This window comes from Nocardioides immobilis (genome assembly GCF_003515065.1).
In the GTDB taxonomy this organism is placed as follows: Bacteria; Actinomycetota; Actinomycetes; order Propionibacteriales; family Nocardioidaceae; genus Nocardioides; species Nocardioides immobilis.
This window is the reverse complement of the sequence record NZ_QXGH01000021.1, coordinates 99,808-123,904: the sequence shown is the minus strand read 5'-3', so window position 1 is coordinate 123,904 and position 24,097 is coordinate 99,808. Positions and strand designations below refer to the sequence as shown.

At 70.3% G+C, this 24,097-nt stretch carries 17 protein-coding genes; 11 read left to right on the top strand and 6 right to left on the bottom strand.

Annotation, left to right across the window (positions count from 1 at the left end; translation table 11 throughout):
- Nucleotides 1-22: 22 nt before the first annotated feature.
- Genes D0Z08_RS17680 through D0Z08_RS17670 form a run of 3 tightly spaced genes read right to left on the bottom strand, consistent with a single transcriptional unit; the run spans nucleotide 23 to nucleotide 5,003 of the window.
- Entirely contained in the window at nucleotides 23-1,165 is a 1,143-nt protein-coding gene (locus tag D0Z08_RS17680) for an FAD-binding oxidoreductase (RefSeq protein WP_118926565.1), read from the bottom strand.
- A gap of 27 nt (nucleotides 1,166-1,192) precedes the next feature.
- Nucleotides 1,193-2,512: an aromatic ring-hydroxylating oxygenase subunit alpha gene (locus tag D0Z08_RS17675; protein ID WP_245994087.1), complete on the bottom strand. Its 1,320-nt coding sequence runs from the start codon at nucleotides 2,510-2,512 to the stop codon at nucleotides 1,193-1,195.
- A 52-nt stretch (nucleotides 2,513-2,564) separates the two neighbouring features.
- Nucleotides 2,565-5,003: a GcvT family protein gene (locus D0Z08_RS17670; RefSeq protein WP_118926564.1), complete on the bottom strand. Its 2,439-nt coding sequence runs from the start codon at nucleotides 5,001-5,003 to the stop codon at nucleotides 2,565-2,567.
- A gap of 118 nt (nucleotides 5,004-5,121) precedes the next feature.
- On the opposite strand from D0Z08_RS17670, the gene D0Z08_RS17665 reads away from it, so the two are divergent.
- The gene (locus tag D0Z08_RS17665; RefSeq protein ID WP_118926563.1) at nucleotides 5,122-5,769 is read left to right on the top strand and encodes an anthranilate synthase component II; all 648 of its coding nucleotides are present in this window, start codon (nucleotides 5,122-5,124) and stop codon (nucleotides 5,767-5,769) included.
- Between the two features lie 43 nt (nucleotides 5,770-5,812).
- Here the strand turns inward: D0Z08_RS17665 and D0Z08_RS17660 are convergent, their stop codons facing one another.
- From D0Z08_RS17660 to D0Z08_RS17650, 3 genes are read right to left on the bottom strand one after another with little or no spacing between them, the layout of a single operon-like run.
- Nucleotides 5,813-7,147 carry a bifunctional folylpolyglutamate synthase/dihydrofolate synthase gene (locus D0Z08_RS17660; RefSeq protein ID WP_245994085.1) on the bottom strand — a complete coding sequence of 445 codons (1,335 nt, stop codon included), beginning with the start codon at nucleotides 7,145-7,147 and terminating at the stop codon, nucleotides 5,813-5,815.
- The gene (locus D0Z08_RS17655; protein WP_118926562.1) at nucleotides 7,144-8,013 is read right to left on the bottom strand and encodes a methylenetetrahydrofolate reductase; all 870 of its coding nucleotides are present in this window, start codon (nucleotides 8,011-8,013) and stop codon (nucleotides 7,144-7,146) included. The genes D0Z08_RS17660 and D0Z08_RS17655 overlap by 4 nt, the downstream gene beginning before the upstream one ends.
- A complete protein-coding gene (locus D0Z08_RS17650) occupies nucleotides 8,010-8,897 on the bottom strand; it encodes a bifunctional methylenetetrahydrofolate dehydrogenase/methenyltetrahydrofolate cyclohydrolase (RefSeq protein ID WP_118926596.1) in 888 nt (295 codons plus the stop codon). Before D0Z08_RS17650 ends, D0Z08_RS17655 begins: the two co-directional genes overlap by 4 nt.
- A gap of 235 nt (nucleotides 8,898-9,132) precedes the next feature.
- Here D0Z08_RS17650 and D0Z08_RS17645 point away from each other — a divergent pair, with 235 nt between their 5' ends.
- The 10 genes from D0Z08_RS17645 to D0Z08_RS17600 all read left to right on the top strand — a co-directional run bounded on the left by D0Z08_RS17645 (nucleotide 9,133) and on the right by D0Z08_RS17600 (nucleotide 23,995).
- Complete coding sequence (locus tag D0Z08_RS17645) at nucleotides 9,133-9,942, top strand: IclR family transcriptional regulator (RefSeq protein ID WP_118926561.1); 810 nt, start codon at nucleotides 9,133-9,135, stop codon at nucleotides 9,940-9,942.
- Nucleotides 9,943-10,093: 151 nt separating this feature from the next.
- A complete protein-coding gene (locus tag D0Z08_RS17640; RefSeq protein WP_245994083.1) occupies nucleotides 10,094-11,602 on the top strand; it encodes an aldehyde dehydrogenase family protein in 1,509 nt (502 codons plus the stop codon).
- 10 nt (nucleotides 11,603-11,612) lie between these two features.
- Complete coding sequence (betA, locus tag D0Z08_RS17635) at nucleotides 11,613-13,313, top strand: choline dehydrogenase (protein ID WP_118926560.1); 1,701 nt, start codon at nucleotides 11,613-11,615, stop codon at nucleotides 13,311-13,313.
- Nucleotides 13,310-14,386, top strand: a complete 1,077-nt coding sequence (locus tag D0Z08_RS17630; protein WP_118926559.1) for a quaternary amine ABC transporter ATP-binding protein — start codon at nucleotides 13,310-13,312, stop codon at nucleotides 14,384-14,386. The genes betA and D0Z08_RS17630 overlap by 4 nt, the downstream gene beginning before the upstream one ends.
- Nucleotides 14,383-16,383, top strand: a complete 2,001-nt coding sequence (locus D0Z08_RS17625; protein WP_118926558.1) for an ABC transporter permease — start codon at nucleotides 14,383-14,385, stop codon at nucleotides 16,381-16,383. Before D0Z08_RS17630 ends, D0Z08_RS17625 begins: the two co-directional genes overlap by 4 nt.
- 68 nt (nucleotides 16,384-16,451) lie before the next feature.
- Nucleotides 16,452-17,411, top strand: coding sequence for an ABC transporter substrate-binding protein (locus D0Z08_RS17620; RefSeq protein WP_220454235.1), 960 nt, complete (start codon nucleotides 16,452-16,454; stop codon nucleotides 17,409-17,411).
- A 449-nt stretch (nucleotides 17,412-17,860) separates the two neighbouring features.
- Nucleotides 17,861-18,724, top strand: a complete 864-nt coding sequence (gene purU, locus D0Z08_RS17615) for a formyltetrahydrofolate deformylase (RefSeq protein WP_118926556.1) — start codon at nucleotides 17,861-17,863, stop codon at nucleotides 18,722-18,724.
- A 39-nt stretch (nucleotides 18,725-18,763) separates the two neighbouring features.
- Entirely contained in the window at nucleotides 18,764-19,849 is a 1,086-nt protein-coding gene (locus tag D0Z08_RS17610) for an S-(hydroxymethyl)mycothiol dehydrogenase (RefSeq protein WP_118926555.1), read from the top strand.
- Nucleotides 19,846-20,475 (top strand): MBL fold metallo-hydrolase, encoded by a 630-nt coding sequence (locus D0Z08_RS17605; RefSeq protein WP_118926554.1) that lies wholly within the window; start codon nucleotides 19,846-19,848, stop codon nucleotides 20,473-20,475. Before D0Z08_RS17610 ends, D0Z08_RS17605 begins: the two co-directional genes overlap by 4 nt.
- 100 nt (nucleotides 20,476-20,575) lie before the next feature.
- Nucleotides 20,576-23,995 (top strand): pyruvate carboxylase, encoded by a 3,420-nt coding sequence (locus D0Z08_RS17600; protein WP_118926553.1) that lies wholly within the window; start codon nucleotides 20,576-20,578, stop codon nucleotides 23,993-23,995.
- The last annotated feature ends 102 nt before the right edge of the window (nucleotides 23,996-24,097 follow it).

The window sequence follows — 24,097 nt, the reverse complement described above, 5'->3', positions numbered from 1 at the left end:
GGGGGTGAGATTGCTGGTGCGGTCAGGCGTCGAGCGAGAGGTCGCTGAGCGGCTTGGAACAACAGACGAGGATCTTTCCGGCGGCGATCTCGCGGGGGCGGATGCCGCCGTTGTGGTTCATCTCCACCTCGCCGGAGAGCTTGGAGAGCTTGCACGTGCCGCACATGCCCTGGCTGCACGACGACGGGAGGCGCACCCCCGCGGCGAGCGCCACGTCGAGCACGTTCTCGTCCGCGCGACACGTGACCGTGCGGCCGCTCTTGGTGAACTCGACGGAGTACGTCGCCACCCCGTCGTCGCCGGCGGGCGGCGCCGCGACGGCGATGTCCTCGTAGGCGACCCCCTCGGGAGGCGGCGTCGCGCCCGGCATGGCCGGGTCGTCGAAGGTGAAGCTCTCCTCGTGGTAGCTGCCGAGGTCGTAGTCGAGCTCACCGAGGATCCGGCGTACGGCGTCCATGTACGGCACCGGGCCGCAGTTGAAGATGGTCCGCTCGAGCAGGTCGGGGACGATCGTGTGGAGCATGGTCGGCGAGAGGCGTCCCCGCATACCGCCCCAGCGCTCCGACGGGTAGTCGGCCTCGCAGACGTGCACCACGCGGAGGTTGGGCATGAGCGTCTCGATGGCCGCGAGCTCGCTGCGGAAGACGATGTCGCTCGGCGTGCGCGCGCTGTGCAGGAAGACGACGTCGGCGTCCGACCCGAGGTCGTAGAGCGTCCGCAGCATCGACATCAGCGGGGTGATCCCGCTGCCCGCGGAGAGGAAGAGGAGCTTCTCCGCCGGCCGGCTGGTGAGCGTGAAGGCACCGAGCGGCGCCAGTGCGGTGACCTTGCTGCCGGGCACGATGTTGTCGTGGACCCAGTTGGAGACCTTGCCGCCCGCGACCCGCTTCACCGTGATGGCGATGCGGTTCGGGCGGGTCGGCGGCGAGGAGATCGTGTAGCACCGGTTCACCCGGGTCCCGTCGATGTCGAGCATCAGGGTCAGGAACTGGCCCGCGTCGAACTCGAAGAGCTGGTCGCCCTCGGGCTCGAACACGAAGTTCTTGACGTCGTGGGTGACGTCGCTGACCGCGGTGCACACCAGCACGGTCTGGTCCTCGTCCGCCCAGCAGACCTGAGACTGCAGGGACGGCACGAGGCTCTCGAGCGCCTGGGTGGACGACATTTCTTTCTCCTCCCGGAGATCAGGTGACTATTGGGCCGCGACCGCGTTGAGGTGACCGAGTCGCTCGGCGCTCTCGCGGTGCGGCTCGAGGTAGTCGCGGAGCCGGCCGACGTACCAGTTGATGAACGACTCGACGTCGTCCTCGACCAGCGCGTAGGGACCGGGCACGTAGCTCGGGTCCGTGACGCCGCGCTGGGCCTTCTCGACCAGCGCGCGGTCCTGGTCGTTGGTGGCCTTCCAGACGCTGGTCAGCCCCTCGATGGTGTAGTCCTCGCCCTCGACGGCGTCCGGGTGGACCAGCCACGTCGTGCGGACCATCGACTTGTCCGGAGAGATCGGCAGGACGCTGAAGACGATCACGTGGTCGCTGAGCAGGTGGAACCACGAGTTGGGCTGCATGTGCAGGGAGAGGTCACCGAACTTCGGGGTGGGCGAGTCGCCGATCAGCTTCTTGCAGACCTGGGCGCCGTCGATGCCGAACGAGGCACCCTCACCGTCCAGCGGAAGGCGCATGATCATGAAGCCGGTCTCGCGGGTGTCGAGCTCGTGGACCAGCTCCCGCGGGACGCCGTTGGTCTTGCAGACGTTGTCAAGGTCCTCGGTCGCCTTCAGGTAGCGCTCGTAGAGCGGCTGGAGGCGCGGCGTGATGTCGGACTCGTCATACCGGAGGAACGGGAAGTACGACGTGATCAGCTCCGGGTGGGAAGCGTCGCAGTGGTGGCACTCGCGGTTGTTCTCCATGACGAGCTTCCAGTTGCCCGCCTCGACCAGGTCGGTCTGGTGGGCGACCTTCGCCTCCGCGACGCGGTAGGAGCGCAGGTAGGGCTCGATGACCGAGGCGACCTCGTCGAAGTCGGCCGGTGGCTCGTCGGCGAGGCAGATGAAGATCAGGCCGCCGACGGTGCGCACGTGGACCTGCTTGAGGCCGAACTTGCTCTTGTCGAAGGACGGCGACTGGCTCTCGGCGTACACCAGCTCGCCGTCGGCGCGGTAGGTCCACTGGTGATAGGGGCAGACCAGGTTGCCGATCGCGCCACACGGCTCCTCGAGGAGACGCGAGCCGCGGTGGCGGCAGACGTTGCGCAGCGCGCGGACCTCCTCCTCGTCGTCGCGGACGATGATCAGCGACTGGGTGCCGATCTCGACCGTGACGAAGTCACCCGCCTCCGGGATCTCGGCCTCCGTGGCGACGAAGAGCCAGTGCTGGCCGAAGATCGCCTTCATGTCCAGGTCGTAGACCTCCTGGCTGGCGTAGAAGGCGGACTCCAGGCTGTAGCCCACCTCACGGCGCTCGACCATGGCGGCGATCTCGCCCATGTTGGCCGCGGGGGCGGTCTTGAAACTCACAGGGAACCTCCGAAGGAAGAAGGGGTTGAGTAGGAAGGAGTGACGAAGGTGTTCAGCCGCGGAGGCGGGTCATCTTCGGGTCGAAGAGCGGCTCGGCGGTGACGACGGCCCTGACCCGCTTGTCGAAGTAGCCGATCTCGAGCTCGGTGCCGACCTCGGCGACCTCGAGCGGCAGCCAGGCGTAGGCGATGCCCTTCTCGATCGTGTAGCCATAGGCCGCGGAGGTGACGTAGCCGACCGGCTCGCCGTCGGCGAAGACCGGCTCCTTGCCGAGGACGACGTCCTCGGTGCTGTCGATCGTCAGGCAGGCCAGCGTCCTGGTCTGGTGCTCCTTGCGGGCGATCAGCGCGTCGCGGCCGATGAAGTCGCCCTTGTCGAGCTTCACCGCGAAGCCGAGGCCGGCCTCGTACGGGTCGTGCTCGTTGGTCATGTCGCCACCGAACGAGCGGTAGCCCTTCTCCAGGCGGAGGCTGTTGAAGGCACCACGGCCGGCGGCGATGATGCCGTGCTCCTGGCCGGCCTCCCACAGCGTGTCCCAGAGGCGCTGGCCGAGGTCGGCGGTCGTGTAGATCTCCCAGCCCAGCTCGCCGACGTACGACAGGCGCCAGGCGGTGACCGGGACGTTGCCGATGGTGAGGGACTTCGCGCGGAAGTACTTGAGACCGTCGTTGGTCATGTCCGCGTCGGTGATGCCGGCGAGCACGTCGCGGGCCTTCGGGCCCCACAGGCCGATGCAGCAGGTGCCCGGCGTGATGTCGGTGACCTGGACGGTGCCGTCCTCGGGGAGGTGGCGCTCGAACCAGTCGATGTCCAGCGCACCATTGGCACCGACCTGGTAGTGGTGCTTGCCCAGACGGGCGACCGTGATGTCGCTGCGGATGCCGCCGTCGGCGTCGAGGAGCAGGGTGTAGACCACCGCGCCGACCGACTTGTCGACGTCGTTGGTGCACAGGCGCTGCAGGAAGTCGACGGCGCCGGGCCCGGTGACGTTGATCCGCTTGAGGGCGGTCATGTCGTACATCGCGACGCCCTCGCGGGTCGCCTTCGCCTCGGCGCCGACGATCGGGTCCCAGTACTTCGCGGCCCAGTCGTTGGGGGTCGGGATGTCGTAGCGCTCGAGCAGGCCGGCGTTGGCGCCGTACCAGTGCGGGCGCTCCCAGCCGTTGGCCGGCAGGAAGAACCCGTCGAGCTCCTCCTCGCGGCTGAAGAACGGCGAGAGGCGGACGTTGCGCGGGGAGTCCATCGGCTGCAGCGGGTGCAGGATGTCGTAGACCTCGCGGAAGTTCTGGCAGTCACGCTCGAGCACGTACGCCGGGGCGACCTGGTAGTCCTCGAAGCGGTTCACGTCGCACTCGTGGATGTCGAAGGTCTCGCAGTAGCCGTCGGCCAGCCACTCGGCCATGGCACGGCCGACACCCGCGGAGTGGGTGACCCACACGGCCTCGGCGACCCAGAAGCCCTTGACCTCACGCGACTCGCCGAGCAGCGGCATGCCGTCGGTGGTGAAGGAGAAGAGGCCGTTGATGCCCTCCTCGACCTTGGTGTCGTTGGTGGCGGGGAGCAGGACCTGCGTCTCGGCCCAGGCCGGCTCGAAGTCCTCCGGGGTGAACGCGAGGACGGACGGCATCTCCTCGGTCTCGTCGACCGCCCGGATGTCGTACGCCGAGATCGGCATCGGCTCGTGGTGGTAGTAGCCGATGGTCAGGCCGTCGAAGCTGTCGCGGTAGTAGAGGCCATGCTCCTGGTGGCGCAGGATCGGGCGGATCGCCTCGTCGGTCTGGCCGGCGACCTCGGGGATCGAGCCGGTCACGGCCAACTGGTGCGCGAGGGGGGTGAGCGGGAGGTCCAGCCCGACCAGGGCGGCGACCTTCGGGCCCCAGATGCCCGCGCACGAGACGACGATGTCGGCCGGGAGCTCTCCGTGGTCCGTCACGACGCCGACCACCTGGTCGTCCTCGACGCGGATGTCGGTGACCTCGTGGCGGGCGAGGAACTTCACGCCACGGCCCTTGGCCCGCTCGATCTGCGCCTCGACGGCCCACAGCGCCTTGGCCAGACCGTCGGTCGGGCACCACAGGCCGCCGAGGATCTGGTCGCGGTCGACGAGCGAGTGCAGCTCCACGCAGCGGTCGGCGTCGACGACCTCGGCCTCGACGCCCCAGGAGGTGAGCCAGCCGTGCCGGCGGTGCAGCTCGGCGAGGCGCTCCGGCGTGGTGGCGACCTCGAGGCCGCCGACCTGCAGGAAGCAGGACTGGCCCTCGTGCTGCAACGAGACGAACTTCTCCACCGTGTAGCGGGCCATCTCGGTGAGCACCTTGGAGCCGCTGGCCTGGAAGACCAGTCCGGGGGCGTGCGAGCTCGAGCCGCCGGTCACGGGCAGGTCACCCTGGTCGACGACGGTGATGTCGGTCCAGCCGCGCGCGGACAGCTCGTCGGCCAGAGCCGCCCCCACCACTCCCGCGCCGATGATGACCGTCCGTCGTCCAGCCATGGGGTTCCTCCTGTTGCGTAATCTGCACTGCATTGCGTTGACAGCAACAATGCCTTCTGCTGGAGTGTGGCGTCAAGGGGCTTGAAGCCCGATTTCTCAGAGGTTTTGGAGGGACGCCATGACGCCGCATCCACGTGTCGTCGTGGTCGACCACCACGACTCCTACGTGGGGAACCTCGTGCACCTCGTCGCCGCGGTGACGGGCGTGCTGCCGGACGTCGTCCAGCACGACGCGACGACCGTGGCGGACGTCCTGTCCTACGACCGGGTGGTGCTCTCCCCCGGCCCCGGCCATCCGCTGGAGCCGAGCGACTTCGCGATCGGCAGCGAGGTCCTGCGGGAGGCCACGGTCCCCGTCCTCGGGGTGTGCCTGGGCATGCAGGGCCTGGTCACGACCTACGGCGGCATCGTGGAGAGGGTCCGGCCGGCGCACGGCGAGGTCGCCCTGGTGCACCACGACGGCACCGGGGTCTTCGCCGGCATCCCGTCGCCGTACCCGTCGGTGCGCTACCACTCGCTCGCCGCCACCGAGGTTCCCGACGACCTGATCGTCACCGCGACCTGCCGCGACGCCGACCAGCGCACAGTCGTGATGGGCGTCCGCCACCGGACCCGTCCGCTGCACGGCGTCCAGTTCCACCCGGAGTCGGTCCTCAGCCAGTACGGCGCCCGGCTGGTCGGGAACTTCCTCCGGCGGGGTGACACCCGGTTCGAGGAAGGTGGGGTTGGGCGCCGACGCAAGCGTCGACACCCAACCCCGAGCTGACGGGCGAGCCCGGGCAGGGCAGGGCTGCTCGCGCAGCGACCCGTCAGCAGTCGGTGGGCACGCTGCACGCATCTCCGACCGTCACGACCGACCCGGTAACGAGGACGACGTCCGTCGACCCGGGACCGGTGTCGGCAAGGGCGCGGGCAGCGGCGAGCCCGGAGGGCACGTCGGTGGCGCGACGGACGCGACTCGCGCCGAACACGTCCGTCGCACGCGCCGCGAGCTCCTCGGCCGGCAGGGACCGTGGGCTCGAGTTGCGGGCGCAGACGACCGTGTCCACCACGGTCTCCAGCTCACGGAGCACCCCCGCGACGTCCTTGTCCCCCATGACCGCGAGCACGGCGATCGTGCGACCCGGCCCGTGCTCGGCCAGGTTGCGCGCCAGCGCCCGGGCTCCGTGCGGGTTGTGCGCCACGTCCAGGACCACGCGCGGGGAGCCGGCCCGGATCTCGAACCGCCCGGGCGAGGTGACCTGCCGAAGCGCCCGGCGCACCAGGTCCACGTCGAGCGGTCCGCCCAGGAAGGCCTCGACCGAGGCGATCGCCACCGCGGCGTTCTGCGCCTGGTGCTCCCCGTGCACGGCGAGCGGGACGTCGTCGTACGTCCGGTGGAGTCCGCGGAACGACACGAGCTGACCACGCGCCGTCGGCGAGCGCCGGCCGACCGCGAAGTCCCTGCCCTCGACCCTGAGATCGGCGCCGACGGCGTCGGCGCGAGCGCGGAGGACGGCCGCGACCTCGTCGGGCTGCCGTGCCGAGACGGCGACGGCGCCTCGCTTGATGATGCCCGCCTTCTCGGCGGCGATCGCCTCGACGGTCGGGCCGAGGTAGTCCGTGTGGTCCAGCGCGACCGGCAGGATCGCGGCGACCTCGGCGTGGATGACGTTGGTCGCGTCCCAGCGGCCACCCATGCCGACCTCGACCACGGCCGCGTCGACGCGGTGGTCGGCGAACGCGTGGTAGGCCATGGCGACGGTCATCTCGAAGAAGGAGACCGGGTGGGTCGACACCGCGTCGACCAGCGCCGCCTGCTCGGCGACGGCCTGATAGCTGCGCAGGAAGCGCGGTACGTCGATCGGGCGCTGCTCGAGGCTGATGCGCTCGCGGATGCTCTCGAGATGAGGGCTGGTGAACCGGCCGGTCCGGCTCCGGGAGGCGGCGAGCAGTGCCTCGACCATGCGGGCCGTGCTGGTCTTGCCGTTGGTGCCGGTCAGGTGGATCGACCGGAACTCCGTCTCGGGCCTCCCGAGCAGGCCGAGGAGCAGGGCGACGCGGTCGAGCGTGGGGTCCATCCGGGTCTCGGGCCAGCGGGCGAGCAGGTGCTGCTCGACGCCTGTCAGCGAGACCGCCGGTGCCCCGGCCGCGACCGCGCTCACCGCTCCCACCGGGCCAGCTGGGCGCGGCGCCAGGCCTCGGTCTCGGCGACCTGGTTGAACGTGAAGAGGTGGAGTCCGCAGACGTTCATCTGTTCGTCGCCAAGGACCCCCGCCGCGCGGTTCAGCAGGCGCAGCGGGTCGTAGCCGCCGGGGACGGCGATCCGGGCGAAGACGCCGCGATTCTTCGCGAGGAACTTCGTCGACTCACCCACGCCGATCTTCGTGGCCATGCTCAGGAGCTTGGTGCGGTCGACCGGGCCGGGGAGCCCGACGAGGATCGGCGTCGTCACGCCGCGCGCCCGGACCCGTCGCACCCAGGAGGTCAGGACCCGTGGGTCGAACGTCAGGTTGCTGACGATCTGGGTGGCGTGCTGCCGCTTGTCCCACATGGTCTGGACCGTGACGTCGTCGTGGATGGTCGGGTGGGACTCGGGGTAGCCGGTGATCCCCACCTGCGGGAAGGGGCTGCCGATCGCGACCAGGTCGTCGAGCAGGTCGAGCGCGCCGGCGTAGCTGCCGACCGGGTCTGCGTCCCCGGCCGGCACGAACACCGTCGTCACGCCCGATGCCCGGAGGCGGTCGGCGATCTCCACCAGCTCGGAGCGGCCGGTGATCATCCGTGCGGCGAGGTGCGGCACGACGTCGTAGCCGCGGGCCGTGAGCCGCTCGGTCAGCGCGAGGGTCGCCTCCAGCCCCTTCGACGGGGACGCCGTCACGGTGACCGTGCGGCCGGGCGGGAGGTGCGTGGCAACGGCGTCCTCGACCCGCGCGGTCGGGAGAACCTCGAAGCGGGCGTTGGCCAGCAGCCGCCGTACGACGTCGGCGCGCGTGCGGGTGAGCCTCGGAGCCCTGCCTTCCGTCGTCATGCCCGTTCGACGGAGATCGCGCGAGGATCCAGGTCGAGGTCCCGCTCGGCGATCTCGACGATGTTGGTGAGCAACATGGCGCGCGTCATCGGACCGACACCGCCGGTCGCGCCGCTGACCTTGCCCGCCACCGTGCCGACCTCGGGGTGGACGTCGCCGAGGATCCCCTCGATGGTGCGGGTGATCCCGACGGACAGCACGGTCGCGCCGGGCAGCACCCAGTCCGGCTTGACCAGGTGCGCGACGCCGGCCGCGGCGACCACCACGTCGGAGGCGCGCGTGTGCGCCGCGACGTCGACGGTCGCCTCGTGGCACAGCGTGACGGTCGCGTGCTCGGTGGGCCGGGTGAGCATCAGGCCCAGCGGACGGCCGACCGTGAGGCCGCAGCCGATCACGCAGAACCGCTGGCCGGTGATCGGCACGTCGTGCTGACGGAGGAGCTCGATGATCCCGCGCGGCGTGCACGGGAGCGGGCCGGGCATGCCGAGCACCAGCTTGCCGAGGTTCGTCGGGTGCAGGCCGTCGGCGTCCTTGTCGGGGTCGATCAGCTGGAGCACCCGGTGCGTGTCGATGTGCGCCGGCAGCGGGAGCTGGACGATGAAGCCGGTGCACGCCGGGTCGTCGTTGAGCCGGCGTACGGCGTCCTCGACCTCGGCCTGGCTGGCGGTCGCCGGCAGCTCGACCCGGATCGAGGCGATCCCGACGTCGGCGCAGTCGCGGTGCTTCCCGGCGACGTAGGCGTGGCTTCCCGGGTCGTCGCCGACCAGGATGGTGCCCAGCCCGGGCCGGCTCCCCTGACCGCGCAGGGCTCTCACCCGCACTGCCAGCTCTTGCTTGATGTCAGCGGCAACCCGCTTGCCGTCGATCCGTGTCGCAGTGGTCATGTTGCTCATCTCAGGCCTCCCCTGGGGGGAGTGCAGACAGGGGGCAGACTCGGATCATTTCTCCACCTTGGTGCGAATTACACAACGTCGTGCACGATGCGCAACAGTTTGGGAGTCCGGTCCAGCCGCTGTCAAGGGGGTCGGCCGAAAGGGCGAATCCGGGAGCGCCGGATGATCCGGGTCACATGACCGGTTTCAGCGCCCGTTCCGCCCACGGATCGCGTAGAGTTGCGCTATGAGCAACGGAGAGCAGAAGGCGAACGGACGAGGCGCGCGGGACAGTGACGCCCCTGGCGGCGTCCAGTCCGTCGATCGGGCCGTCAGCGTGCTCGAGATCCTGGCCCGCGAGGGCAGCGCCGGCGTGAGCGACGTGGCTGCCGAGATCGGCGTGCACAAGTCGACGGCGTTCCGCCTCCTCGCCGCACTCGAGGAGCGCGACCTCGTGGAGCAGAACTCCGAGCGGGGCAAGTACCAGCTCGGCTTCGGAGTGCTGCGGCTCGCGAGCGCGATCCCCTCCCGCCTCGACATGGTCCGGCAGGCCCGCCCGGTCGTCGACGACCTGGCCCAGCGGTTCGACGAGACCATCAACCTCGCCGTGGTCCGCGAGCACTACTCGGTCCACGTCCAGCAGGCCCTGGGGTCGGCTGCTGTGGCCAGCCAGAACTGGGTCGGCCAGCTCACCCCGCTGCACGCGACCTCGAGCGGCAAGATCCTGATGGCCCACATGGACGAGGAGCAGCTCGAGAGCGTGCTCGCCGTCGCCGGGCTGAAGGCCTACACCGAGCACACCATCACGTCCCGCAAGACGCTGATGAAGCAGCTGGCCGACGCGAGGGAGAACGGCTTCGCGACGGCGTACGAGGAGCTCGAGACCGGCCTCAACGCCGCAGCGGTCCCGGTCCGCGACCACACCGGCGCGGTCGTCGGCGCCCTCAGCGCGTCGGGTCCGGCGTACCGCTTCGACAAGGCGCGGATCGAGGCGCTCGCCGACGACCTCAAGGCGGGCGGCGAGCGCATCAGCCAGCGCATGGGCTGGCTGGGCTAGCGGTCACGTCGAACGGGCTGCGAACACGGTTTCGCGCAGCCACGAGCGCTGATGAACGTTGCGTTACGGCTGCCGTAACCCTTGACACCGGCACGACTCGGCACCATTCTCAACCCACCAAGTAGTTGCGAGGGAAGCAAAGAGTTGCGCGATGCGCATCTCTCCTGGCTCCCGGAAGGTGGGACGGATCGTGCCGGAACTGTACGTCGACGGTCGTTGGGTGGCCGCCCTCGCAGGCGGGCGCCGCGAGATCAGCTGCCCCGCCGACGGCACCCGCGTCGGTGACGTGGACGAGGCCGGCCGGGAGGACACCGAGGCCGCCATCGGCGCCGCTCATCGCGCCTTCCACGACGGCCCCTGGCCACGGACCTCCAGCCGCGAGCGCGGAGACCTGCTGCTGAGGGTCGCCGACCTCCTCGAGCGCGACAAGGACGTCCTCGCCCGCTTCGAGTCGTCGGACACCGGCAAGCGCCTGGTCGAGTCCGAGTACGACGTCGACGACGTCGTCGGTGTCTTCCGGCACTACGGACGGACCGCCGCCGAGGACTCCGGCCGGGTCGTGGACACGGGCAACCCTGACGTCGTCAGCCGCGTCGTGCACGAGCCGATCGGCGTCTGCGGACTGATCACCCCGTGGAACTACCCGTTGCTGCAGACCTCCTGGAAGGTCGCGCCCTGCCTGGCCGCCGGCAACACCTTCGTGCTCAAGCCGAGCGAGCTGACACCCCACACGGCGATCCACCTGATGAACCTGCTCGCCGAGGCGGGGCTGCCCGCCGGGGTCGCCAACCTCGTCCTCGGCGCCGGTCCGACCGCCGGCGCTCCGCTCGCGGAAGACCCCCGCGTCGACCTCGTGTCGTTCACCGGCGGGCTGTCCACCGGCAAGCTGCTGATGGCCGCTGCGGCCGGCACCGTGAGCAAGGTCGCCCTCGAGCTCGGCGGCAAGAACCCCAACATCGTGTTCGCCGACGCCGACCTCGAGGTGGCACTCGACTTCGCCCTCACCGCCGTCTTCCTCCACTCCGGCCAGGTCTGCTCCGCCGGAGCCCGGCTCCTGGTCGAGGAGTCGGTGCACGACGAGTTCGTCGACGCCCTCGTGGAGCGGGCCGAGCGGATCCGGCTGGGCGGGCCCTTCGACGAGAAGGCCGAGACCGGGCCCCTCACCAGCGCCGCCCACCGCGAGAAGGTCGAGGCGTACGTCGCCGCCGGCCTGGCCGAGGGTGCGGTGCTCCGCTGCGGCGGCCGGCGGCCGGACGATCCCGCCCTTGCCGACGGCTACTACTTCCTGCCGACGATCCTCGACGGTTGCCGTCGCGACATGAGGGTCACCCAGGACGAGTCGTTCGGCCCGGTGCTGACCGTGGAGACGTTCACCAGCGAGGACGACGCCGTCGCCATCGCCAACGACAGCATCTACGGGCTCGCGGGCGCGGTCTGGACCCAGGACGCCGGCAAGGCGCAGCGCGTCGCGGACCGGCTGCGGATGGGCACGGTCTGGATCAACGACTACCACCCCTACGTGCCGCAGGCGGAGTGGGGCGGCTTCAAGCAGTCCGGCATCGGGCGCGAGCTCGGGCTGGCCGGTCTCGAGGAGTACCGCGAGACCAAGCACATCTGGCACAACATCCGACCGGCCGAGCAGCGCTGGTTCGCGGGATAAGGACGACGATATGGCTTCGAAGCGCTACGACTTCGTGATCGTGGGCGGCGGCTCAGCAGGGTGCGCCCTCGCCAACCGGCTCTCGGCCGACCCCGGAACCAGCGTGCTGGTGCTGGAGGCGGGCCACAGCGACTACCGCATCGACCCCCTGGTCCACATGCCGGCCGCGCTGCCGTTCCCCATCGGGAACCGGCTCTACGACTGGAAGTACGAGACCGACCCCGAGCCGTACATGAACGACCGCCGGGTCTTCCACGCCCGCGGCAAGGTGCTGGGTGGCTCGAGCAGCATCAACGGGATGATCTTCCAGCGCGGCAACCCGCTCGACTACGAGCGCTGGGCGGGCGAGCCCGGGATGAAGGAGTGGGACTACCTCCACTGCCTGCCCTACTTCAAGCGCATGGAGAACTGCCTGGCCGGTGCCGACGAGTGGCGCGGCGGCGACGGCCCCCTCAAGCTCGAGCGCGGCCCGGCCGAGAACCCGCTGTTCGGCGCCTTCTTCCAGGCCGTGCAGGAGGCGGGCTACCCCCTCACCGACGACGTCAACGGCTACCGGCAGGAGGGCTTCGCCCGCTTCGACCGGAACGTCTACCGCGGTCGCCGGCTCTCCGCCGCCCGCGCCTACCTGCACCCCGTGCGGCACCGCAAGAACCTGGACGTCGAGACCATGGCGTTCGTGACCGGCGTCCGGTTCCGCGGCCAGCGCGCGGTCGGTGTCGACTACGAGCGCGCGGGTCGCCGGCGCCGCAGCGTCGAGGCGGGCGAGGTCGTCCTCTGCGGTGGCGCGATCAACACCCCCCAGCTGCTGCAGCTGTCCGGCGTCGGCGACGCGGCGCACCTGCGCGGGCTCGGCATCGACGTCGTCCACGACCTGCCGGGTGTCGGCGAGAACCTGCAGGACCACCTCGAGGTCTACATCCAGTACGCCTCGAAGCAGCCGGTCTCGATCGCGCCGGGCCTGCGGTGGCACCAGCGGCCGAAGATCGCCTACCAGTGGCTGTTCCAGCGCAAGGGCCTCGGCGCGACCAACCACTTCGAGGGCGGAGGGTTCGCGCGCAGCAACGAGGACGTGGACTACCCGAACCTGATGTTCCACTTCCTGCCGATCGCCATCCGGTACGACGGCTCCTCGCCCATCGAGGGGCACGGCTACCAGGTGCACATCGGCCCGATGTACGCCGACACCCGCGGGCACGTGCGGATCAAGTCCAGGGACCCGCGCGAGCACCCCTCGCTGCTCTTCAACTACCTGTCGACGCCCACCGACCGCAAGGAGTGGGTGGAGGCGATCCGGGTCGCCCGCGACATCCTCACCCAGCCGGCGTTCGCGCCGTACAACGACGGGGAGATCTCGCCGGGACCGTCGGTCGAGACCGACGAGGAGATCCTGAAGTGGGTCGCCGAGGACGCCGAGACCGCCCTCCACCCCTCGTGCACCGCGAAGATGGGCATCGACGAGATGTCGGTGGTCGACCCCGGCACGATGAAGGTGCACGGGACCGAGGGACTGCGCGTCGTCGACGCCTCGGTCTTCCCGTTCGTCACCAACGGCAACATCTACGCGCCGGTGATGATGGTGGCCGAGAAGGCTGCCGACCTGATCGCCGGCAACACTCCCCTCCCCCCGGCTGACGTGCCGTTCTACCGCTACCGCGACGGCACGCCTCTCTACCCGCCCGGCGACAGCCGCAACAACGAGGAGCAGCCATGACGATCATGTCCGAGCGCCAGGAGGAATCCACGGCCGACAGCGCGGAGTACGCACTGTCGGTGCGCAACCTCTGGAAGATCTTCGGCCCGCGAGCGGACAAGATCATCGGTACGCCGGAGGCCGACCTGCCGCGCGCCGAGCTCAAGCGGCAGACGGGGTGCGTCGCCGGCGTGAAGGACGTGTCCTTCGACGTCGCACCCGGCGAGGTCTTCGTGGTGATGGGGCTCTCCGGCTCCGGCAAGTCCACCCTCGTCCGCTGCCTGACCCGGCTGATCGAGCCGACGGCCGGCACCGTGCAGATGGACGGGGTCGACGTCACGAACGCCTCCGACGCCGAGCTGCGGGACCTGCGCCGCAAGCGGGTGTCGATGGTCTTCCAGCACTTCGGGCTGCTGCCGCACCGGCAGGTCATCGACAACGTCGCCTACGGGCTGGAGATCCGCGGGATCGGCAAGAAGGAGCGACGGGCGAAGGCCGCCGAGATCGTGTCCCTCGTCGGCCTGGACGGGTTCGAGCACTCCTACCCGGACCAGCTCTCCGGCGGCATGCAGCAGCGGGTCGGGCTGGCCCGCGCGCTGGCGGGCGATCCCGACATCCTGCTCTTCGACGAGCCGTTCTCCGCGTTGGACCCGCTGATCCGGCGCGACATGCAGAACGAGGTGATCCGACTCCACCGCGAGCTCGGCAAGACGATGGTCTTCATCACCCACGACCTGCAGGAGGCCCTCAAGCTGGGCGACCGGATCCTGATCATGCGCGACGGCGAGATCGTCCAGATCGGGGCGCCGGACGAGGTGGTGGGCGCCCCGGCCGACGACTACGTGCGCGACTTCGTCTCGGAGGTCCCGCGCTCCCACGTGCTCACGCTCAAGTGGGTGATGCGCGACCCGCGGCCGGACGACTCGATGGACGGCCCGGTCATGTCCTGCGACACGATCGTGCGCCAGGCCGCCAAGGCGGTGCTGGCATCCGAGCACCCCGTACGCGTGGTCGACCGCGACGAGCGCGTGATCGGCATCGTCGACGACGACGCGATCCTGCGGGTCGTCGTCGCGGAGGAAGACCACGCATGAGCACGCTCGCGCCGCCGCGCCCCGAAGCCGCGCAGCCGGACAAGTCGCCGCCGGCTGAGGTCAAGCGGTGGGTGCCGTCCTCGCGCTGGGCCTGGGCCCTGGGCGTGGTCGTCCTCTGGATCGGCATATGGGCACTGACGAAGGGCAACGACACGCTGGCGCTCGCAGGTCGCGAGCGGACCGGCGTCCAGGACGCCCTCGCCGAGTTCCGCGACAAGGTGATCGCGAGCCGCGGCGACAACCCGCTCATCCAGCTCACCTACGAGATCGGCTCGGGTTTCACCTCTCTCGTCGACTGGCTGCAGCGGATGGTGTCGGTCGAGAACTTCCCGCGTCCCGTGCCCGAGATCGGCTGGCTGGGCGTGACCGCCGTCGCGGTCTGGATCGGGCTCGCCGTCGCGGGCTGGCGGATCGCGCTCCTGATCGCCGCGTCGTTCGTCTCCTTCGGGGTCTTCGGCTACTGGTCCGACGCGGTCGACCTGCTGATCGTGACCTTCGTGGCGGTCGCCGTCTCCGTGCTGGTCGGCATGCCGCTGGCCGTGCTGATGGGCACGGGCAACCGGGCCGTCAACGCGGTGATGACCACGTTCCTGGACGTCTTCCAGACGATCCCGACCTTCGTCTTCCTCGCGCCGATCGCGCTGTTCTTCGGCATCGGGGCGTCGGGGGCCGTGGTGGCCACGCTTCTCTACGCCCTGCCGCCGATCATCCGGGTGGCCGGCCACGGCATCCGCACGGTCTCGGCGACCACGATCGAGGCCACCGACTCAGCGGGCCAGACCCGCTGGCAGCGGCTCGCCAAGGTCCAGCTGCCGATGGCCCGCAGGACGATCGTCGTCGGGCTCAACCAGACCACCCTCGCCGCGCTCTCGATGGCGACGATCGCCGCCTTCGTGGACGGGCCGGGGCTGGGTCAGCCGGTGCTGGACTACCTCAAGACCGTCAACGTCGGCGGTGCCTTCGTGCCCGGCGTCCTGATCGTGGTGATCGCGGTCATGCTCGACCGCACCACCACGGCCGCGAGCGAGTACGGCGAGCGGGCGGCGCGCGGCGGTGTCGACCTGAAGCGGCGGCGGATCGTGCTCGCCGCCGCGGCGGTGCCGGTGCTCGTGTGCCTCTACATGTCCCGGACCTATCCCTGGGCCGCGGAGTTCGGGGACTCCACGTGGGGCCCGCGGCTCGCCGACGCCGTCAACGACTTCTTCGGTTGGTTCACCGACAACTTCCGCGACCTGACGCAGGGTTTCAAGGACCTGACGAGCGCTGTCCTGCTCAACCCGCTGGAGTCGCTGCTGGCGGAGTCGCCCTGGTGGCTCGCGGCAGGAGCCTTGCTGCTGCTCGCGTTCGTGCTCGGAGGGCTCCGCGCCCTCGTGCCCACGCTGCTCTGTGTGGCGGGACTCTTGTACTTCGGGCTGTGGCACGACGCGATGATCACCCTCAACATGACCCTGGTCGGCACGGTCCTGGTCATGGTGCTGGCGCTGGTCTTCGGAGTGTGGATGGCCCGCAGCCCCAAGTTGGATCTGGTGATGCGCCCCCTGCTCGACGCCGGTCAGACGATCCCGCCGTTCGTGTACCTGATCCCGGTCCTCGCGCTCTTCGGCATCACCAGGTTCACGGCGATCGTCGCCGGCGTGGTCTATGCCGCTCCGGTAGCGATCAAGCTCGTCGCCGACGGCGTCAAGGCGGTCTCGCCGACGACGCTCGAGGCGACGCGGTCGACCGGGTCCACGACCTGGCAGGAGATCATCAAGGTCCAGCTGCCGATGGCGCGCGCGTCGCTGGTGCTGGCGGCCAACCAGGGCCTGCTCTACGTGCTGGCCATGGCCGTCATCGGTGGCCTCGTCGGCGCCGGCGGCCTGGGCTACGACGTCGTGCTGGGCTTCGCCCGCTCGGAGGAGTGGGGCTTCGGCGCCGCGGCCGGCATCAGCATCGTCCTGCTCGGGATCATGGTCGACCGCATCGCGCGGGCGGCCGCACAGAAGACGTCTCGGTAGCGGTGCACACGCACCAACAACAACCAAGGAGAAACACAGTGCTCAACTCAAGAAGGCGGGGCGTCGCCTTGACCTCGGTTGCGGCTTCCGTGGCGGTCGCGCTCACCGCGTGCGGCGGCGGCAGCATCGCGGAGGAGACCGCGGCAAACGAGGACAGGGCGGCCGAATTCGGCGACTGCGGTGACCTCAACATGGCCATCAACCCGTGGGTCGGCTACGAGGCGAGCGCCTACGTCGTCGGGCACGTCGCCGAGGAGACCCTCGGCTGCAAGGTCAAGTACAAGGACCTCAAGGAGGACGTGGCCTGGCAGGGCTTCGGCACCGGCGACGTCGACGTCGTCATCGAGGACTGGGGCCACCCGGACCTGGAGAAGAAGTTCTTCGCCGAGCAGGGCGACGGCAGTGCGATGGACGGCGGCCCCAACGGCAACGTCGGAATCATCGGCTGGTACGTCCCGCCGTGGCTGGCCGAGGAGCACCCGGAGATCCTCGAGTGGGAGAACCTCAACGACTTTGCCGAGGAGTTCGCGACGTCCGAGACCGGCGACAAGGGCCAGTTCCTCGGCGCCGACCCGTCCTACGTCCAGTTCGACGAGGCCATCATCAGCAACCTCGGCCTCGACTTCGAGGTCGTTTTCTCCGGCAGCGAGGCCGCCAGCATCACGGCGTTCCAGCAGGCCGAGGAGAACAAGGAGTTCCTGATCGGCTACTTCTACGAGCCGCAGTGGCTCTTCGCCGAGCTCCCGCTCGCCAAGGTGGCACTGCCGCCGTTCGAGGAGGGCTGCCAGGACGACCCGGCGGACGTTGACTGCGATTACCCCGAGACCGTGCTGAAGAAGATCCTGTCCACCTCCTGGGTCGATGAGGGCGGGCCCGGGGTCGAGCTGGTCCAGAACTTCGAGTGGACCAACGAGGACCAGAACCAGGTCGCGAAGTACATCTCGGAGGACGGCATGTCCCCTGAGGACGCCGCGGCCCAGTGGGTCGAGGAGAACCCCGACAAGGTCGAGGCCTGGCTGCCCCAGTGACCTGAGCGGACGCCTGTTTCGACGAAAGAGCCGGCACGCGCCCGGCCGGGATCGACTCCCGGCCGGGCGCTACGGATTTTTGCCCTGGGCAGGCGACCACCGCGGTTCTGTTGCTACCACCCGGGTGGTCGACCACCCGGACAGTGGCCACACCGCCCAGGTAGTCAGAGGCAAAGGGCACTACCTCGGCGATAGGTCCACTACCTCGCCGCTCTGACTGGTCACAGCACCCCGCAAGGACACAGAGGTCCGTGGGAGCACGCGGGAGCCGGTGAACGGTCGGCTACCGCGCGGCCGCCCACCCCAACCCGAGCCCGACCTACGGATGCATCACAAGAGCCGATTTTTGCCCACCAGGTTCCCGATCACCCCTTGACCGGCCCCGGGTTGGTGCGGCAGGCTGTTGCGTATCGCTCAGCGTGTTGTGTATTACGCAAAAGGAGAACGGGATGAACCACCAGCCGACCAGTGACGAGTACGTACTCACGCTGACCTGTCCGGAGGCGCCCGGCATCGTGTTCGCCGTCAGCCGCTTCGTCATGGAGCACGGCGGCAACATCAGCGCCAGCCAGCAGTTCGACGACCGGCTCACGGACCGCTTCTTCATGCGCGTCCAGTTCCGGCTCGACGGTGCGGGCGTCGAGCAGCTCCGCCAGGAGTTCGCCCCGGTCGCGAGCCAGTTCGCGATGGCGTGGCAGCTGCACGACGTGCGGACGCCGACCCGGACCCTGCTGATGGTCTCCAAGTTCGGGCACTGCCTGAACGACCTGCTGTTCCGTACGTCGACCGGCGCGCTCAACATCGAGATCCCCGCGATCGTGTCCAACCACCGCGACTTCGAGGGCGTCGCCGAGGCCAACGGCATCGCGTTCCACCACGTCCCGGTCACGCCGGACACCAAGCCGGAGGCCGAGGCCCGGCTGCTCGAGCTGGTGGACGAGCTCGACGTCGACCTGGTGGTCCTCGCCCGCTACATGCAGGTGCTCTCCGACGAGCTGTGCGGCAAGCTCGAGGGCCGCGCGATCAACATCCACCACTCGTTCCTGCCGAGCTTCAAGGGCGCCAAGCCCTACCACCAGGCGCACGCCCGCGGGGTCAAGCTGGTCGGCGCCACGGCGCACTACGTCACCGCGGACCTCGACGAGGGGCCGATCATCGAGCAGGACGTCGTCCGCGTCGACCACTCGCTCGACCCCGCCGCGATGACCTCGGCCGGCCGCGACGTCGAGGCGCAGGTCCTCGCCCGCGCGATCCGGTGGCACAGCGAGCACCGCGTGCTCCTCGACCGCCACCACACCGTCGTCTTCCGCTGATCCGCCCGCCCACCCACTTCCATCCGCACAAGGAGAGTCGTGCCCGTCACCGTCAAGGGAGTCATCGCCCGCAGCAAGGGAGCCCCCGTCGAGGTCGTCGACATCGTGGTCCCTGACCCCGGACCCGGCGAGGCGGTCGTCCAGGTGCAAGCCTGCGGCGTGTGCAACACCGACCTGCACTACCGGGAGGGCGGCATCAACGACGAGTTCCCTTTCCTGCTCGGTCACGAGGCGGCGGGCGTCGTCGAGGCCGTCGGCCCGGGTGTCACCGAGGTCGAGCCGGGTGACTTCGTCGTCCTCAACTGGCGCGCGGTCTGCGGCCAGTGCCGGGCGTGCGCGAAGGGCAAGCCGCAGTACTGCTTCGCGACCCACAACGCCGCGCAGCCGATGACGCTCACCGACGGCACGCCGCTCTCCCCCGCCCTCGGCATCGGGGCCTTCATCGAGAAGACGCTGGTCGCCGCCGGCCAGTGCACCAAGGTCGACCCGCAGGCGCCCGCCAGCGCGGCCGGCCTGCTCGGCTGCGGCGTGATGGCAGGCTTCGGCGCTGCCGTCAACACCGGTGCCATCAGCCGCGGCGACTCGATCGCGGTGATCGGCTGCGGCGGGGTCGGCGACGCCGCCATCGCCGGCGCGGCACTGGCCGGTGCGAGCACGATCATCGCCGTCGACGTCGACGACCGGAAGCTCGAGTGGGCGAAGGGGTTCGGCGCCACCCACACCGTGAACTCCCGCGCGGAGGACGCCGTCGAGGCGATCCGCCGCCTCACCGGCGGCTTCGGCGCCGATGTCGTCGTCGACGCGGTGGGACGGCCCGAGACCTACGAGCAGGCGTTCTACGCCCGTGACCTCGCCGGCACCGTGGTCCTCGTCGGCGTACCCACCCCCGACCTGGAGATCACCCTTCCCCTCCTCGAGGTGTTCGGCCGCGGCGGCGCCCTCAAGTCCTCCTGGTACGGCGACTGCCTCCCCTCGCGCGACTTCCCGATGCTGGTCGACCTCGCCCAGCAGGGCCGGTTCCCGCTGTCGGACTTCGTCACCGAGACCATCGGTCTCAAGGAGGTCGAGGAGGCCTTCGAGAAGATGCACAAGGGCGAGGTGCTGCGCTCGGTGGTCGAGCTGTGACCGGCGCGCGTTGCGACCGGGTCGTCACCGCAGGGACGTTCAGCCTCGACGGCGGCACCTGGGACGTCGAGAACAACGTCTGGGTCGTCGGTGACGCCGAGGAGTGCATCGTCATCGACGCGGCGCACGACGCCAAGCCGATCCTGGAGGCCGTCGCCGGCCGCCGGGTGCTGGCGGTGCTGCTCACCCATGCGCACGACGACCACATCGGTGCCGCCGGTGACCTGAGCGCGGCGACCGGCGCGCCGTCGTACCTCCACCCGGGAGACCGGGTGCTGTGGGACCGCGTGCACGCGTTCGCCCCGGACCAGGAGCTGGCCGACGGCGACGTCTTCGAGGTGGGGGGCATCCGGCTGCGTGTGCTGCACACGCCGGGCCACGCGCCGGGCGCCTGCTGCTTCTACTCCGAGGAGCTCGGGGCGGTGTTCACCGGCGACACGCTGTTCCAGGGTGGGCCCGGCGCCACCGGCCGCTCGTTCAGCGACTTCCCCACGATCATCGACTCGATCCGCGAGAAGGTGCTGTCCCTGCCCCCGGCCACCGTGGTGCACACCGGCCACGGTGACGACACGACGGTGGGCGCCGAGGCACCCGACCTCGACGCGTGGATCGCACGCGGACACTGATCCCGTCGTGGGAGTGCCGGCCCATCCGGATCCCCGAGACGGTGCCGGGCTGACCTGGCCAGCACTTCCGACCGACCGACCTGCGTAGGAGAACCGCACCGTGGCGTTTTCGAAGATCCTGGTGGCCAACCGCGGCGAGATCGCGGTCCGCGCGTTCCGGGCGGCGTACGAGATGGGCGCCCGCACCGTTGCCGTGTTCCCGCACGAGGACCGGTGGTCGGAGCACCGGCTCCGGGCGGACGAGGCCTACGAGATCGGCGAGCGCGGCCACCCGGTGCGGGCCTACCTGGATCCGGAGGCGATCGTGGAGGTCGCCCTGCGCTCCGGTGCCGACGCGGTCTACCCGGGCTACGGCTTCCTGTCCGAGAACCCGGCGCTCGCCGAGGCGTGCGCGGACCACGGCATCACCTTCATCGGCCCGGGCGCGGAGGTGCTGACGCTGGCCGGCAACAAGGCCCGGGCGATCGCCGCGGCACGAGCCGCCGGTGTCCCGACGCTGGCCAGCGTGGCGCCGTCGACCGACGTCGACGAGCTCGTGTCGTCGGCGGCCGAGCTTCCCTTCCCGCTCTTCGTGAAGGCGGTCGCCGGTGGCGGCGGCCGCGGCATGCGTCGCGTCGACGGGCGCGCGTCGCTGCGCGAGGCGGTGACGACCTGCATGCGGGAGGCCGAGGGCGCCTTCGGCGACCCCACCGTGTTCATCGAGCAGGCGGTCGTCGACCCCCGGCACATCGAGGTGCAGATCCTCGCCGATGGTGACGGCGAGGTGATCCACCTCTTCGAGCGGGACTGCTCGGTGCAGCGACGCCACCAGAAGGTCGTCGAGATCGCCCCCGCCCCGAACCTCGACCCCGGCCTGCGGGACCGGATCTGCGCGGACGCCGTCCGGTTCGCGCGCGAGATCGGCTACCGCAACGCGGGGACGGTGGAGTTCTTGTTGGACACCAAGGCCGCGGCGTCTTTCGGGGGGTCGAAGGGGGGCGAAGCCCCCCATCCGTACGTCTTCATCGAGATGAACCCCCGCATCCAGGTCGAGCACACGGTCACCGAGGAGGTCACCGAGGTCGACCTGGTGCAGTCGCAGATGCGGATCGCGGCGGGCGAGTCGCTCGCCGACCTCGGGCTGACCCAGGAGTCGATCACGCTGCGCGGGGCGGCGCTGCAGTGCCGGATCACGACCGAGGACCCGGCCAACGGGTTCCGGCCCGACACCGGCAAGATCACGTCGTACCGCTCACCGGGCGGCCCGGGCGTGCGCCTCGACGGCGGTACGACGTACACGGGCGCTGAGGTTTCCGCCCACTTCGACTCGATGCTGGCCAAGCTGACCTGCCGCGGCCGCACGCACGAGCTCGCGGTCGAGAAGGCGCGCCGCGCGCTCGCGGAGTTCCGGATCCGGGGCGTGTCCACGAACCTCGCGTTCCTGCAGGCGGTCCTCACCGATCCCGACTTCGAGAGCGGCCGGGTGACCACGAGCTTCATCGAGGACCACCCCCACCTGTTGGGTGCCCGCGCCGGCGGCGACCGGGGCACCAAGCTGCTCGGCTACCTGGCGGACGTGACCGTCAACCAGCCCCACGGGCCGGCGCCGACGACGCTGGACCCTGCGACCAAGCTGCCGCCCGTGTCCGTGGCGGAGACCGCGCCGGACGGCTCGCGGCAGGAGCTGCTGCGGCACGGCCCCGCGGAGTTCGCACGCCGGCTGCGGGAGCGGGCCGACGTCGCAGTCACCGACACCACGTTCCGCGACGCCCACCAGAGCCTGCTCGCCACCCGGGTCCGGACGCACGACCTGCTCGCCGTCGCCGGGCATGTCGCCCGGCTCACCCCGCAGCTGTGGTCGCTGGAGTGCTGGGGCGGGGCGACGTACGACGTCGCGCTCCGCTTCCTCGGCGAGGACCCCTGGGAGCGCCTCGCCGGGATCCGTGAAGCCGTGCCCAACATCTGCCTGCAGATGCTGCTCCGGGGGCGGAACACCGTCGGCTACACGCCGTACCCGACCGACGTCACCGACGCGTTCGTGGAGGAGGCCGCGCAGACCGGGATCGACGTGTTCCGGATCTTCGACGCGCTCAACGACGTCGAGCAGATGCGGCCCGCCATCGACGCTGTGCGAGCGACCGGCAGCTCGGTCGCCGAGGTCGCGCTCTGCTACACCGGCGACCTCTCCGACCCGGGCGAGAGCCTCTACACGCTCGACTACTACCTGAAGCTGGCCGAGCAGATCGTCGACGCCGGCGCCCACGTCCTCGCGATCAAGGACATGGCCGGGCTGCTGCGCGCGCCGGCGGCGCGGACCCTCGTCACCGCCCTGCGGTCGGAGTTCGACCTGCCGGTCCACCTGCACACCCACGACACCTCGGGCGGGCAGCTCGCGACCCTGGTGGCCGCGATCGACGCCGGGGTCGATGCCGTCGACGCCGCCTCGGCCGCGCTGGCCGGCACGACCTCCCAGCCACCGCTCTCGGCCCTGGTCTCCGCGACCGCGCGCAGCGACCGGGAGACCGGCCTCTCGCTCGACGCTGTCTGTGCCCTCGAGCCCTACTGGGAGGCGACCCGCCGGCTCTACGCGCCGTTCGAGTCCGGCCTACCCGCGCCCACCGGCCGGGTCTACACCCACGAGATCCCCGGCGGGCAGCTCTCCAACCTGCGGCAGCAGGCGATCACCCTCGGACTCGGTGAGAAGTTCGAGCAGATCGAGGGCATGTACGCCGCGGCCAACCGGATCCTCGGCAACGTCGTCAAGGTCACCCCCTCGTCGAAGGTGGTCGGCGACCTCGCGCTCCACCTCGTGGCGGTCGGCGCGGATCCCGAGGAGTTCGCCGCCGAGCCGGAGCGGTTCGACATCCCCGACTCGGTCATCGGGTTCCTCCGCGGCGAGCTCGGCGACCCGCCCGGTGGCTGGCCGGAACCGTTCCGGACCCGCGCCCTGCAGGGACGCTCCGGCCCGCCTCCCGAGCTCGCGCTCACCGACGCCCAGCGCAGCGGCCTTGCCGACGACCGCCGTACGACGCTCAACGAGCTCCTCTTCCCCGGACCGACCCGTGACTTCCTCGAGTCCCGGGAGCGGTACGGCGACACGTCGGTCCTGCCGACCGTGGACTGGCTCTACGGACTCCGCGCGGGTGACGAGCACGAGATCGAGCTCGAGCCCGGGAAGACCTTGCTGCTGGGCCTCGAGGCGATCGGCGAGCCCGACGAGCGCGGCTACCGCACGGCGATGTGCACCATCAACGGGCAGCTCCGCCCGATCACGGTTCGTGACCGGTCGGTCCACGTCGACGCCCCGAGCCAGGAGCGGGCCGACCCCGGCAACCCGTCGCACGTGGCAGCGCCGTTCCAGGGCGTGGCCACCGTCGTCGTCGCGCCGGGCGACACCGTCGAGGCGGGTCAGGTCGTCGCGACGATCGAGGCGATGAAGATGGAGGCATCGATCACCGCGCCGATCGGCGGCACCGTGTCACGCACCGTGGTCACCCGGCCGCAGTCGGTCGAAGGTGGAGACCTGCTCCTCGTGCTGTGACGCGATCACCGCACGGCTCCCTTCCGAGACCGCTTGGGGCTGGCGGCCGTCGGAACCCGCATCCTCGCGAACGTGCCGTTCTTGGAGATAGACCCCGAGAAG